The following is a 13797-nucleotide window of genomic DNA, read 5'->3' as shown; positions in this document are numbered from 1 at the left end:
CCATGCGTACGCTCTGTGCATCCACCCTGCTCGGCGAGTTCTTCGTGATCGGGTTCGCCGGACTCGTCGCCATGAAGTCCGACGATCTCTCGGTGGGGACGATCTGGACGGTCTGCGGGGTGGGCATGCTGCTGTCCGTTCTGCTCTGCGGTGTGATCACCCGTCCCGGTGGCATACAGCTCGGCTGGGCGCTTCAGATCGCGCTGATCGCCAGTGGCTTCGTGGTGCCCACGATGTTCTTCCTCGGCGCGGTGTTCGCGGTGCTGTGGTGGGCGTCGGTCCACTACGGCCGTGAGATCGACAAGGCCAAGGCCCGCTGGGCCGCCCAGGCGGAGGCCGCCCAGGCGGAGGCCGCCCAGGCGGAGGCGGGCTAGGTCCTGTCCGGCGAGCTTGTGGTCCGGGTGCCGTGCGTTCGGCGGCCCCCGGTAGCCTCACTCCACCGCACGTATCTGCCTGCAAGGAGCCGCACACCATGACTCAGCGCACTCTCGTTCTCCTGAAGCCCGACACGGTCAGGAGGAAGCTCATCGGCGAGATCATCAGCCGCATCGAGCGCAAGGCGGGCTGGACCATCAGCGCGCTGGAGCTGCGCACACTCGACCAGGACACGCTGGAGCAGCACTACGGCGAGCACAAGGGCAAGCCCTTCTACGAGCCGCTGGTCGACTTCATGGCCTCGGGCCCGGTCGTCGCGCTCGTCGTCGAGGGCGAGCGGGTCATCGAGGGAGTGCGCACGCTCGCCGGTCCGACTGACCCGATCGCCGCAGCGCCGGGGTCCATCCGGGGGGACTTCGGCAGCATCGTCCGGGAGAACCTGATCCACGCTTCGGACTCCGAGGAGTCCGCCATTCGGGAACTGAAGCTTTTCTTCCCGGGCCTTTCCTGACCTCAAGTCAGCCAAACGGCGCTGATCGTCTGAGGCGACCGAAGGAATTCGGTCGCCTTTGGGCATATGCGTGCCAATTCCGGGAACGCATCGGTCCGATACATCGTCACCGTTACTGAGGTGGGCCACCGCGCCGCCGCCGTGCAGGCGGCACTACGATGGAAGCCTCCAAGCAAGAGCACCCACCTCGCCATCCTAAAAAGCCGTCAATGCTCGATTTGGGAAGGCCAGACGCATCCTCATGGGGAACAACATGTCGTTCATCGGCCGTGACATGGCTGTCGACCTCGGGACCGCCAACACGCTGGTGTACGTCAGGGGCCGGGGGATCGTACTCAACGAGCCGTCCGTGGTCGCCATCAACACCAACACGGGCGGCATTCTCGCGGTTGGCGCCGAAGCCAAGAAAATGATCGGCCGGACACCGGGCAACATCGTTGCCGTCCGGCCACTGAAGGACGGCGTGATCGCCGACTTCGAAATCACCGAGCGCATGCTGCGCTACTTCATCCTGAAGATCCACAAGCGCCGCTATCTGGCCCGCCCGCGGGTCGTCGTGTGTGTGCCCTCCGGCATCACGGGCGTAGAGCGCCGTGCCGTCATCGAGGCGTCCACCCAGGCCGGCGCGCGGCAGGTGCACATCATCGAAGAGCCGATGGCCGCGGCCATCGGAGCCGGGCTCCCCGTCCATGAGGCCACCGGCAACATGGTCGTGGACATCGGCGGCGGCACCACCGAGGTCGCCGTGATCTCGCTCGGCGGAATCGTCACAGCGCAGTCCATCCGGGTCGCCGGTGACGAGCTGGACAACGCGATCATCCAGCACATCAAGAAGGAGTACTCCCTTCTTCTCGGCGAGCGGACCGCGGAGAACATCAAGATCAGCATCGGCTCGGCGTACGACCTCGACAAGGACGAGCACACCGAGATCCGGGGCCGCGACCTCGTCTCCGGTCTGCCCAAGACCGTCGTCATCTCGGCGGCCGAGGTCCGCAAGGCCATCGAGGAGCCGGTCAACGCGATCGTCGACGCCGTGAAGACGACGCTCGACAAGTGCCCGCCGGAACTGTCCGGCGATGTGATGGACCGTGGGATCGTGCTCACCGGTGGCGGCGCGCTGCTGCGCGGCCTCGACGAGCGGCTGCGCCGGGAGACCGGAATGCCCATCCATATCGCCGAGGACCCGCTGGACTCCGTCGCGCTCGGATCCGGCAAGTGTGTCGAGGAGTTCGAGGCGCTCCAGCAGGTGCTGGACGCGCAGCCCCGCCGATGACGGAATGTCCTCACCATCCCCCTGGGCCCACGGCCCGGGGGGACCTCCGGTATAGGGCCTGACTCCGCCTCACCCCCCGTACGGCGGAACGTTGATATGGGAATCGTTGATATACAGACAGAATCATTCCTACGAGGAAGGCACGGCCGCCGCACGTGAGGGACACACGAGAGAGCCGTCTGCTCCTGGTGCTGCTGATCGCCATCGCGTTCGCACTGATCACGGTGGATATCCGCGGGGGTGAGGAGTCTCCGGTCGACGGCGCGCGCCAGGTCGCCGCGTCGGTCTTCGGCCCGGTGGAGAACGGCGTCGCGTCCGCGGTCAACCCGGTCGGCAATGCCATCGGAGCGGTACGCGACTCCGGCTCGCGGCACGACCGCATCAGCGCACTGCAGCAGGAGAACGCCGCGCTGAAGCAGAAGCTCGGCAGCGACGACCGCAATCGCAGCCGGGTGCGCGAACTCGACAACATGCTCAACAAGGCGGGCGCGGGACAGTACGGAATCAAGGGCGCCGAGGTCATCGCGATAGGAGCGGCCCAGGGATTCTCCTGGACCGTCACCATCGACATCGGCGCCAACGACGGCATCAAGCGCGACATGACCGTCCTCAACGGGGACGGACTCGTCGGCCGGGTCACCACCGTCGGCCCCAACACCGCGACCGTACTGCTGGCCAACGACCCGGACTTCACCGTCGGCACCCGGATGGAGAAGACCGACGAACTGGGCTTCGCCACCGGCCAGGGCGACCGTCCGCTCTCCGTCCAGCTTCTCAACGGCAAGGCCAAGGTCAAGAAGGGCGACCGGCTGGTCACCTTCGGTTCCAGCAGGGACAAGCCCTTCGTGCCCGGCGTCCCGGTCGGCGAGGTCGTCCGTGTCGACCCCTCGGGCGGCGACCTCACCCGGACGCTCTACGTACGCCCCTTCGTCGGCTTCACCAAGCTCGACATCGTCGGCGTCGTCGTCGTGGCCCCCCGGGAGGACCCGCGCGACACGGTCCTGCCGCCCAAGTCCAAGGTCGAGCCCACGCCCACCGTCACCGTCACGGTCACCCCGTCGGCGAACGCCAGCCCCAACGGCGAGAGCGGTCTCGACACCACCGGCGGCGTAAACCCCAGCGCCGGTCCCACCCCCAGTCCCAACGCCAGCGGCAACGCCGATGTGAATGGCACCGACACAGGTTCGGGCGATGGCACCGACCAAGTCGACGAGCAGGAGTAGAGCTGATCCCCATGCGTGTGAACCGGATTCTGCTCTCGGCCACACTGGTCGTGGTCGCCCTGGTCATCCAGGTGTCCGTCCTCGGCCGGCTCCAGCTCCCGGGCGCCGTCCCCGATCTGATGCTCCTTGTCGTCCTCGCCCTGGCCTTCGTGTACGGGCATGTGAACGGCGCGCTCGTCGGCTTCGCCGCCGGCCTGCTCGCCGACCTGGTCCCGCCGGCCGACCACGCGGCGGGACGCTACGCCCTGGTGCTCTGTGTGATCGGCTATCTCGCGGGCCTCGCCCGCCCCGACAACGGCCGGCTCAAGTCGGCCGTCGGCCCGATGACCGTGGTCGTCGCCGCGGCGGTCGGCTCGACCCTGCTGTACGCGGGAGTGGGCGCCCTCGTCGGTGACACCGCCGCCCGCCATGTGGGTCTCGGCTCCATGATCTTCAGCGCCGCCGTCTACGACCTGCTGCTCGCGCCCTTCACCATCCCGCTGATCATGTGGCTGGCCAGACGCGCCGACAGCGATCCGCTCGTCGAGCCCCAGAGCAACGGCGATGTCGCGGCCGGCTGGCTCACCACCGGCACGGGCCTGCGCATCGGCAGCCAGCGGGGCGGACTGCGGGTCAGGGTCGCCCGGAACCGCGCGGCACGGGCCGGACGCGTCAAGCCGGCCCGGGCGGCACGCATCAAGGGGGTCAAGAGCATCAAGGGGGTCAAGAGGCTGTGAGCAATATCCCGGAGACCGGACGGACCCCCCGGGTCCAGATCCGGCTCATCGTCATCCAGATTCTCGTGGTCTCCCTCTTCCTCACGCTCGGCGGCCGGCTCTGGTACCTCCAGATCCGCAACGGCCAGGAGTACACGGACGAGGCCAAGAGCAACCACGTACAGCAGGTCGTCCAGCCGGCCGTCCGCGGCTCGATCCTCGACACCCGCGGTGTCCCGCTCGCCGACAACGAGACCCGGCTCGTGGTCTCCGCCAGCCGTACCGACCTGATGAAGATGAAGGACGACGGCAAGGCCGTGCTGACCCGGCTCGCCGATGTCCTCGACGTGACGCCCAAGGAGGTCATGGACAAGGTCAGGCTCTGCGACTCCAAGACCCCCCAGCCCTGCTGGAACGGTTCGCCCTATCAGCCGATCCCGGTCACCGACGAGGCCACCACCCAGCAGGCCCTGCAGATCCGCGAGCGCGCCGAGGACTTCCCCGGCATCACCGCCGAGCCCACCGCCGTACGCCGCTACACCGCGCCGGGTCTGGCCAACACCGCCCAGGTCCTCGGCTATCTCTCGCCCGTCACCGACGAAGAGATCACCAAGGCCCACGACACCAACTCGCCGTACCTGCGCTCCGACCAGGTCGGCCGCTCCGGCCTGGAGCGCACCTACGACAAGGCGCTGCGCGGCAAGGCCGGAGTCACCCGCTACGAGGTCGACAACCTCGGCCGCGTCATCGGCAAGGCGCAGAGCGACGACGCCAAGCCCGGCGCTCATGTCGTCACCTCCATCGACGCGCGCGTGCAGGCCGTCGCCGAGTACGAGCTCAACGAGGCGATGAAGGCCGCGCGCAAGGAGCTGGACCGGAACACCAACGAGAACTACAAGGCGGACTCGGGCGCCGTCGTCGTCATGGAGGGGAAGACCGGGCGGATCGTCGCGATGGCCTCCCAGCCGACGTACGACCCCAATGCCTGGGTCGGCGGTATCAGTGCCAAGGACTACGCCAAGCTGACCGGCAAGAAGTCCAACTTCCCGCTGCTGAACCGGGCCATCCAGGGCCAGGCGGCCCCCGGCTCGATCTTCAAGGTCATCTCGTCGACCGCCGCGGTCAACGCCGGATACGACTTCAACGGCAGCTACCCGTGCCCCAGTTCGTACAACGTCGGCAGCCAGGTCTTCAAGAACTTCGAGTCCCAGGGCTACGGCAGCATCAGCATCGGCAAGGCCCTCGAAGTCTCCTGCGACACCGTCTACTACGGCCTCGCGCACAAGGAGTGGCTGAAGGACGGGGGCATGAAGCCCAAGCACCCCAATGACTGGTTCTACAAGACCGCCCATCAGTTCGGCCTCGGCAAGGAGACCGGCATCGACCTCCCCAACGAGGTCACCGGGCGGATCCCCGACCGTCAGTGGAAGCAGAGCTTCTGGAAGGCCAACAAGGCCGGCTGGTGCAAGCAGGGGAAGAAGGGCGGCACGTATGTCCAGCAGCTCGCCTACGAAGGCTGCCTCGAAGGCAACCTGATGCGCGCCGGTGACTCCGTGAACTACTCGATCGGACAGGGCGACACCCTCGTCACCCCGATACAGATGGCCACGATCTACTCCGCCATCGCCAACGGGGGCACTCTCTACAACCCCCTCGTCGGCAAGGCCGTCATCAGCGCCGACGGCAAGCAGGTGGAGCAGATCGCCCCCAAGTCCCACGGCAAGCTGCCGATGAACAAGAAGACACGCGACCAGATCGACCAAGCCCTCGCCGGTGTGGCGACCAGGGGCTCCGCCGCCTGGCGGTTCGGCGGCTGGCCGCAGGCCAAGATCCCGATGCACGCCAAGACGGGTACCGCCGAGGTCTACGGCAAGCAGACGACCTCGTGGTTCGCCTCGTACACCAACGACTACACGATCGTCATGACGATCTCCCAGGGTGGTACGGGATCCGGAGCGTCGGGGCCCGCCGTCCGCAAGATCTACGAGTCGATGTACGGGCTGAACGCGAAGGGCGAGCAGGACACGAAGAAGGCCCTGATGCCGCAACCGCGCACGGCACTGCCCACGATCGAGCCGGACGGGTCGATCGACGCGCCGGAGATCAGGCCGTACGAGCCGGTGAAGGAAGCCCCGGAAGACACCCAAACGCTCGCGGGCGCGCCCGCACGGAGGGACTGAGCGATGGCCGGCACGAGTGGCTTCTCGGTCTCCGGATACGGTCCGGAACGCGGCACATGGGCCCGGCTCGCGGCCCGCGACTCGATGGTGCGCAGGCTCGACTGGCCGATGCTCTTCTCGGCGGTGGCCCTGTCGGTCATCGGCTCCCTGCTGGTCTGGTCCGCGACCCGTAACCGCACCCAGCTGAACCAGGGCGACCCGTACTACTTCCTCTTCCGCCACCTCCTCAACACCGGCATCGGGTTCGCCCTGATGATCGGCACGATCTGGCTCGGGCACCGCACCCTGCGCGGCGCCGTGCCGGTGCTGTACGGCTTCTCCGTCGTGCTCGTCCTGCTGGTCCTCACCCCGCTCGGCGCCACCATCAACGGCGCCCACGCCTGGATCGTGGTCGGCGGCGGCTTCTCGCTCCAGCCGTCCGAGTTCGTGAAGGTCACGATCATCCTGGGCATGGCGATGATGCTGGCCGCCCGGGTGGACGCCGGGGACCAGCTCCATCCGGACCATCGGACGGTCGCCAAATCCCTGGGCCTGGCCGTCATCCCGATGCTGATCGTCATGGCCATGCCGGACCTCGGCTCGGTGATGGTCATGGTGGTGATCGTGCTCGGTGTGCTGCTCGCCTCCGGCGCCTCCAACCGCTGGGTCTTCGGCCTGATCGGCGCCGGGGTGATCGGAGCCGTCACGGTCGCGGCGCTCGGGGTCCTCGACGAGTACCAGATCAACCGATTCGCGGCCTTCGCCAATCCGGAACTCGACCCGGCGGGCGTCGGCTACAACACCAACCAGGCGCGTATCGCCATCGGCTCCGGCGGTCTCAGCGGCACCGGGCTGTTCAAGGGCTCGCAGACCACCGGGCAGTTCGTGCCGGAACAGCAGACCGACTTCGTCTTCACGGTCGCGGGCGAGGAGCTGGGCTTCCTCGGCGCGGGGCTGATCCTGCTGCTGCTCGGCGTCGTCCTGTGGCGTGCCTGCCGGATCGCGCGCGAGACGACCGAGCTGTACGGCACCATCGTCGCCGCCGGGATCATCGCCTGGTTCGCGTTCCAGTCCTTCGAGAACATCGGGATGACGCTTGGCATCATGCCGGTGGCGGGACTGCCGCTGCCCTTCGTGTCGTACGGCGGTACCTCCATGTTCGCGGTCTGGATCGCCGTCGGACTGCTCCAGTCGATCCGTGTGCAGCGGCCGCTCGCGGCCTGAGGTCATATCGTCGGGCCGCCGTCATTCGGCGGCCCGACGATTAGACACCGCCGTTCCGGTTAGATTCGGTACATGGCGGACACAAAGCGCGAGATCGAACGGAAGTACGAACTCCCTGAGTCCCTTGACGGTCCCCAGGCCGGTGACCGGACCTGGCTGGCCGATCTGACGCAGGTCAAGGCAGTCTCGGCCGTCGTCCACCAAGGCGTCAGCGAACTCGACGCCGTCTACTACGACACCGCCGACCTGCGCCTCACCGCGGACTCCCGCACCCTGCGCCGCAGAACAGGCGGCGCCGACGCCGGCTGGCATCTCAAGTTCCCCGTCTCCACCGGCATCCGCGACGAGATCCAGACACCGCTGGCCGAGACCGTCCCGCCCGAGCTGTCCGCACTGCTGCGCTCCCGTATCCGCCGCGCCGAGCTGATCCCCGTCGTCCGGCTGCGGACCGCGCGTGACGTCACCCATCTGCTCGACGCCGACGGCGCGCTGCTCGCCGAGGTGAGTGTCGACGTTGTCCGCGCGGTACGCCTCACCGCGCACCCCGCCACCGCCTCCTGGACCGAGGTCGAGGTGGAGCTCGCCGACGACGGCGACCCCGCCTTCCTGGACGCCGTGGAGAAGAAGCTGCGCAAGGCGGGCCTGCGCCCGGCAGCCGCGGCCTCGAAGCTGGCCAGGGCACTGGCCGAGACGGCGCCGGAAGGGGCCGACGGCCCGCAGCCCGGGGAGACCGCGCCCGTGTCGGCCACCGCGCCCGTGTCGGCCACCGTGCCCGCGCAGGCCACCGCCGGGGACCATGTGCTGGCCTACCTGCGGACCCAGGCCGATGTGATCGTCGCCCAGGACCCCGCCGTACGCCGCGACCTGCCCGACTCGGTGCACCAGCTGCGCGTCGCCACCCGCCGGATGCGCTCCGCCTTCCGTACGTACCGGCAGATCCTCGACAGGTCCGTCACCGACCCGATCGCCGAGGAGCTCAAGTGGCTCGCCGGGGAACTCGGCATCGACCGCGACCACGAAGTCCTCGACGAACGGCTCGGAGCCCGGCTCGACGCGGTGCCGGAGACCCTGCTCCTCGGGCCGGTGCGCGCCCGGCTGCGGATGTGGAGCGTCGCCCAGCGGGCCGGCTCCCGGAGCAGCACGCTCGCCGTACTCGACAGCGAGCGGTATCTGTCCCTTCTCGACACCCTCGACGCTCTGCTCGCGGACCCGCCGCTGCGGCCGGCCGCAGCGGGCCCGCCGGGGAAGGTGCTGCCCAGGGCGGTCCTCAAGGACTACGACCGGCTGGCGGGCCGGGTCGCCCACGCGCTGGCCCTCGCGCCCGGCGAGGAGCGCGATGTCGCCCTGCACAACGCCCGCAAGGCGGCCAAGCGCGCCCGGTACGCCGCCGAGGCCGTGCGGCCCGCGCTGGGCAAGCCCGCCCAGCGCCTCGCCCAGCGGATGAAGGCCGTACAGACCGTGCTCGGCGACCACCAGGACAGCGTGGTGGCCCGTGACGCCCTGCGGAGCCTCGCCATCCAGGCCCATGCGGCGGGCGAGTCCGCCTTCACCTGGGGGCTGCTGTACGGCAGGGAAGAGGCGCAGGCCGACCGCCGCGAGAAGGAGCTGCCGGAGGTCTGGGCGAAGGCGTCCGCCCGGAAATGGCGCGCGGCGCTGACCCGGTGACCACCGGGGTAGCCTGGGTGGTCACCCCTGTCAGCCCATGGAAGTGCGAGATGTCTGCCGAATCGGTCTTCCCGCAGCTCGAAGCCCTGCTCCCGCATGTGCAGAAGCCGATCCAATACGTCGGCGGTGAACTCAACTCCACGGTCAAGGAGTGGGACAGCACCGACGTTCGCTGGGCGCTCATGTACCCCGACGCGTACGAGGTCGGGCTGCCCAACCAGGGCGTCATGATCCTTTACGAGGTGCTCAACGAGCGCGAGGGCGTCCTCGCCGAGCGTACGTACAGCGTCTGGCCGGACCTCGAAGCGCTGATGCGCGAGCACCAGGTCCCACAGTTCACCGTGGACTCGCACCGGCCGGTCTCGGCCTTCGACGTCTTCGGGCTGAGCTTCTCCACCGAGCTGGGCTACACCAACATGCTCACCGCCCTGGACCTGGCGGGCATCCCGCTGGCGGCCAGGGACCGTACGGTCGACCACCCCATCGTGCTCGCGGGCGGCCACGCCGCGTTCAACCCCGAGCCGATCGCGGAGTTCATCGACTGCGCGGTCATCGGCGACGGCGAACAGGCCGTCCTGGAGATCACCGAGATCATCCGCGCCTGGAAGGCCGAGGGACGCCCCGGCGGCCGCGAGGAGGTCCTCTTCCGTCTCGCGAAGACCGGTGGCGTGTATGTGCCGGGCTTCTACGACGTGGAATACCTCCCGGACGGCCGCATCGGCCGCGTCGTACCCAACAAGTCGGGCGTCCCGTGGCGGGTCTCCAAGCACACCGTCATGGACCTCGACGAGTGGCCGTACCCGAAGCAGCCTCTCGTGCCGCTCGCCGAGACCGTCCACGAGCGGATGTCCGTCGAGATCTTCCGCGGCTGCACCCGCGGCTGCCGGTTCTGCCAGGCCGGCATGATCACCCGCCCGGTCCGGGAGCGGAGCATCACCGGCATCGGTGACATGGTCGAGAAGGGACTGAAGGCGACCGGCTTCGAAGAGGTCGGCCTGCTCTCGCTCTCCTCCGCCGACCACAGCGAGATCGGCGACATCGCCAAGGGCCTCGCCGACCGGTACGAGGCGGACAAGGTCGGCCTGTCCCTCCCGTCCACCCGCGTCGACGCCTTCAATGTCGACCTGGCCAACGAGCTGACCAGGAACGGCCGCCGCTCCGGTCTGACCTTCGCCCCCGAGGGCGGCTCCGAGCGCCTGCGCAAGGTCATCAACAAGATGGTCTCGGAGGAGGACCTGATCCGTACGGTCTCCACGGCCTACGGCAACGGCTGGCGGCAGGTGAAGCTGTACTTCATGTGCGGTCTGCCCACCGAGACCGACGAGGACGTCCTCCAGATCGGCGACATGGCGGTCAAGGTCATCGCCGAGGGCCGCAAGGTGTCCGGGCAGAACGACATCCGCTGCACGGTGTCGATCGGCGGATTCGTGCCCAAGCCGCACACCCCGTTCCAGTGGGCCCCGCAGCTGAGCGCCGAGGAGACCGACGCCCGGCTGGAGAAGCTCCGCGACAAGATCCGCGGCGACAAGAAGTACGGCCGCTCCATCGGCTTCCGCTACCACGACGGCAAGCCCGGCATCGTCGAGGGCCTGCTCTCCCGCGGCGACCGCCGCATCGGCGCGGTCATCCGCGCCGTCTACGAGGACGGCGGCCGCTTCGACGGCTGGCGCGAGCACTTCTCGTACGACCGCTGGATGGCCTGCGCCGAGAAGACCCTGCCGGACTTCGGCGTGGACGTCGACTGGTACACGACGCGCGAGCGCACGTACGAGGAGGTCCTGCCCTGGGACCACCTGGACTCCGGTCTCGACAAGGACTGGCTCTGGGACGACTGGCAGGACTCGCTCGACGAGACCGAGGTCGAGGACTGCCGCTGGACGCCGTGCTTCGACTGCGGCGTCTGCCCGCAGCTGGACACGCAGATCCAGATCGGCCCCACCGGCAAGAAGCTCCTCCCGCTCATGGTGAAGTGACGGGCCGGCAGGGAGTGACCTGATGTCAGGCCCGGCCGCGGGGGTGATCCGGGGCCGGGCTTGGGTGTGTGGGGGCACAATGGCGGGATGCCGCGGTTCATCGCTCCCGACGTCCGGGTCCATGCCTCCTTCCTCGACGCGATGAAGGAGTTCGTAGAGGAAGGCGCCGGTGAACGGTCGCTGCTCCTGCACGAGATGGAGGAGTTCGCCGCCACCTGGCACCGGCCCGAGGTCTTCGCGACCTATGTGGACCGGCTGAACGCCGAGCCGCTGGAGGAGACTCCGCGCATCGAGGGCTGGGTGCCCAGCACCACGCTCTGGTATGTCGAGGGCGACACCTTTCTCGGGCGTCTGGCCATCCGGCACCGGCTCAACCCCTTCCTGTACGAACTGGGCGGCCACATCGGCTATGCCGTACGCCCCACCGCCCGTGGACGGGGTCATGCGACCGCCATGCTCGCCGAGGCGCTGCCCGTCGCCCGCGGGCTCGGGATCGGGTCCGTCCTGGTCACGTGCGACACCACCAACGTCCCCTCGCGCAAGGTGATCGAGGCGGCCGGCGGGGTGCTGGAGGACGAGCGCGGAGGAAAGCTGCGTTTCTGGATCCGAACGGCCGTCTGAGGCGTCCTGTCCTTCATGGAGCTGGACAAGGACAAGCCGCCCCGGGCTTACGGGAGTCAGCAGGCGCCGCCGCACTACGAGCCGGGCGAGGGCTGTCTGACGACGGCCGTGCGGATTCCGGTGCGGATCGTCGTGCTGGTGGTCGTCGTGCCCCTGCGCCTGGTGTGGGACGTCCTCGTCGTGAGTGGCAGAGCGCTCGACCGGGTGGTGCTGCGTCCGCTGGGCCGGTCGCTGGCGTGGCTGGGCCGGGTCCTGCTCGTGATCCCGCTGGTCTGGCTGTACGGCGCGGTGCTCACGCCGCTGGTGCGGTACGGGCTCGTGGTGCCGGTGGTGTGGCTGTACGGCGCGGTGCTCACGCCACTCGTGCGGTACGGGCTGGTTGCGCCGGTGGTGTGGCTGTACCGGAGCGGGCTCACTCCGGTGGGCCGCCTCCTCGGCCGGTTGCTGGGCCGGTTGTACGAGACGTTGCTCACGCCGCTGGGGCACGCTCTGGGGTGGCTCCTGGAGTGGCTGGTGAAGACGCTGCTGGTGTGGCCGGGGGTGGCGCTGTGGCGGTATGTGGTGGTGCCGGTCGTGTACTACGGGCTGGTGGTGCCGGTGGTGTGGCTGACACGCGTCCTGCTTGTCATCCCGGTCGCCTGGGTGTGCCGCGTGATCCTTGTCCCGCTCGGACGCGAGATCGGCGCCGCGTTCGGTGTCGCCTGGCGCGTTGCCGGATACATCTCGCGCGCTGTCGGCCGCGCCCTCGCCTGGCTCACCTGGAATCTGCTGGGCCGCCCGTTGCGCTGGACGTACCTGAGCGTCTGTACGCCGGTCGGTCACTGGCTGCGTGACAGCGTCTGGGCCCCGGCCAGGAACATCGCCGCCGTGGCGGGCCGGGCGGCGGGTGACGCGCTCCGCTCCGCGCGGGCGACCGTCCGGCAGGCCCGGCGTGACGCCTGGCGCGCGCTGGTGGGTCCACCCCGGGCTCCAGAGCCTGGGGAACCGTTGGTGGACCGGGCGCGTACTCTGGGTAGTACAACGATCGTCCCCGGCGCGGAGCCCGCACCTGAGATCTCCTTGCACAAGCGGGGCTGAGCCGGGATCCGGGGGTCATCCCCACGTCCGAGGGCGGCGCGTCACCGCGTACCGCCCGCACCGAGGAGAAGAACCACTGGGCAAGCGACAGCCCGAAGGCCCGCCGCCCGCACCGGCGGTGCAGCGCATCCGACTGCGCTACACCAAGCGCGGCCGCCTCCGGTTCACCAGCCACCGTGACTTCCAGCGCGCCTTCGAGCGGGCGCTGCGCCGTGCCGAGGTGCCTATGGCGTACTCGGCGGGGTTCACCCCGCACCCGAAGGTGTCGTACGCCAATGCCGCACCCACCGGTACGGGCAGCGAGGCCGAGTTCCTGGAGATCGCCCTGGTGCGGGCATGCGACCCCGACAAGCTGCGTGAGCTGCTCGACGAGTCGCTGCCGGCCGGCCTCGACATCATCGACGCCGTCGAGGCCCGTACGTCCGGACTCGCCGACCGGCTGACCGCTTCCGTGTGGGAGCTGCGGCTGGACGGCGTCGACCCCGCGCAGGCCGCACAGGCCGTGTCCCTCTTCCTCGCCGCCGAGTCGGTCGAGGTGGAACGCCGTACGAAGAACGGTCTGCGGACCTTCGACGCCCGGGGTGCCGTGGCCGACCTGCGGGCGGCTCATCCACAGCCTGATAGGCCCGGGGACGGGCCCTGTGCGATACTGCGGCTGGTTGTTCGGCACGTGACACCTGCCGTTCGACCCGACGACGTCCTGTCCGGTCTCCGAGCTGTGGCCGACCTGGCGCCGCCGGTCCCCGCAGCGGTGACCAGGCTGGCGCAGGGGCTCTTCGACGAGGAGTCCGGCACGGTGACCGACCCGCTCGCGCCCGACCGCGAGGCAGTCACGGCCGCCCCATCCAAGGCCGCCGGACCCGCCGCCGCGAAGGCGCCGGAAGGTGCAGGTTCCGCGTAGGGCGGTCGTTGTAGCGCAGCCCTGGTACTCGGGAGCCACCTGGGTCGGGCAGCGCACTGACCAGAAGACTTTCGCCAGGCCGTACGTACATCGCGTAGGG

12 protein-coding genes are annotated in these 13797 nt (G+C 69.1%); all 12 read left to right on the top strand.

Translation table 11 applies throughout. The annotated features are described in order from the left end of the window. Positions 1-2 precede the first annotated feature (2 nt). The 12 genes from ACFVWW_RS19350 to ACFVWW_RS19295 all read left to right on the top strand — a co-directional run bounded on the left by ACFVWW_RS19350 (position 3) and on the right by ACFVWW_RS19295 (position 13697). Positions 3-374, top strand: coding sequence for a DUF4233 domain-containing protein (locus tag ACFVWW_RS19350; protein WP_386877542.1), 372 nt, complete (start codon positions 3-5; stop codon positions 372-374). A gap of 98 nt (positions 375-472) precedes the next feature. Next, positions 473-886 carry a nucleoside-diphosphate kinase gene (gene ndk, locus ACFVWW_RS19345; protein WP_384192256.1) on the top strand — a complete coding sequence of 138 codons (414 nt, stop codon included), beginning with the start codon at positions 473-475 and terminating at the stop codon, positions 884-886. Positions 887-1139: 253 nt separating this feature from the next. Further along, positions 1140-2159: a rod shape-determining protein gene (locus ACFVWW_RS19340; protein WP_384192270.1), complete on the top strand. Its 1020-nt coding sequence runs from the start codon at positions 1140-1142 to the stop codon at positions 2157-2159. A 155-nt stretch (positions 2160-2314) separates the two neighbouring features. Then, positions 2315-3382, top strand: coding sequence for a rod shape-determining protein MreC (mreC, locus tag ACFVWW_RS19335; protein WP_384192253.1), 1068 nt, complete (start codon positions 2315-2317; stop codon positions 3380-3382). A gap of 11 nt (positions 3383-3393) precedes the next feature. Beyond that, positions 3394-4098 (top strand): rod shape-determining protein MreD, encoded by a 705-nt coding sequence (gene mreD, locus ACFVWW_RS19330; protein ID WP_384192250.1) that lies wholly within the window; start codon positions 3394-3396, stop codon positions 4096-4098. Then, entirely contained in the window at positions 4095-6257 is a 2163-nt protein-coding gene (gene mrdA, locus ACFVWW_RS19325; RefSeq protein ID WP_384192247.1) for a penicillin-binding protein 2, read from the top strand. The genes mreD and mrdA overlap by 4 nt, the downstream gene beginning before the upstream one ends. Before the next feature lie 3 nt (positions 6258-6260). Continuing rightward, the gene (gene rodA / locus ACFVWW_RS19320) at positions 6261-7460 is read left to right on the top strand and encodes a rod shape-determining protein RodA (RefSeq protein WP_386877541.1); all 1200 of its coding nucleotides are present in this window, start codon (positions 6261-6263) and stop codon (positions 7458-7460) included. Between the two features lie 72 nt (positions 7461-7532). Then, positions 7533-9125: a CHAD domain-containing protein gene (locus tag ACFVWW_RS19315; protein ID WP_386877540.1), complete on the top strand. Its 1593-nt coding sequence runs from the start codon at positions 7533-7535 to the stop codon at positions 9123-9125. A gap of 50 nt (positions 9126-9175) precedes the next feature. Then, a complete protein-coding gene (locus ACFVWW_RS19310) occupies positions 9176-11098 on the top strand; it encodes a TIGR03960 family B12-binding radical SAM protein (RefSeq protein ID WP_386877539.1) in 1923 nt (640 codons plus the stop codon). A gap of 87 nt (positions 11099-11185) precedes the next feature. After that, positions 11186-11719 (top strand): GNAT family N-acetyltransferase, encoded by a 534-nt coding sequence (locus ACFVWW_RS19305; RefSeq protein ID WP_386877538.1) that lies wholly within the window; start codon positions 11186-11188, stop codon positions 11717-11719. 15 nt (positions 11720-11734) lie between these two features. Then, positions 11735-12796, top strand: a complete 1062-nt coding sequence (locus ACFVWW_RS19300) for a hypothetical protein (RefSeq protein ID WP_386877537.1) — start codon at positions 11735-11737, stop codon at positions 12794-12796. A 118-nt stretch (positions 12797-12914) separates the two neighbouring features. Further along, entirely contained in the window at positions 12915-13697 is a 783-nt protein-coding gene (locus ACFVWW_RS19295; protein WP_384332951.1) for a TIGR03936 family radical SAM-associated protein, read from the top strand. Positions 13698-13797: the final 100 nt, after the last annotated feature.

It is taken from the genome of Streptomyces sp. NPDC058198 (assembly GCF_042882605.1).
GTDB lineage: Bacteria > Actinomycetota > Actinomycetes > Streptomycetales > Streptomycetaceae > Streptomyces.
Note: the sequence above shows the minus strand (reverse complement) of the source record. Positions and strands in the feature narration are given on the sequence as shown.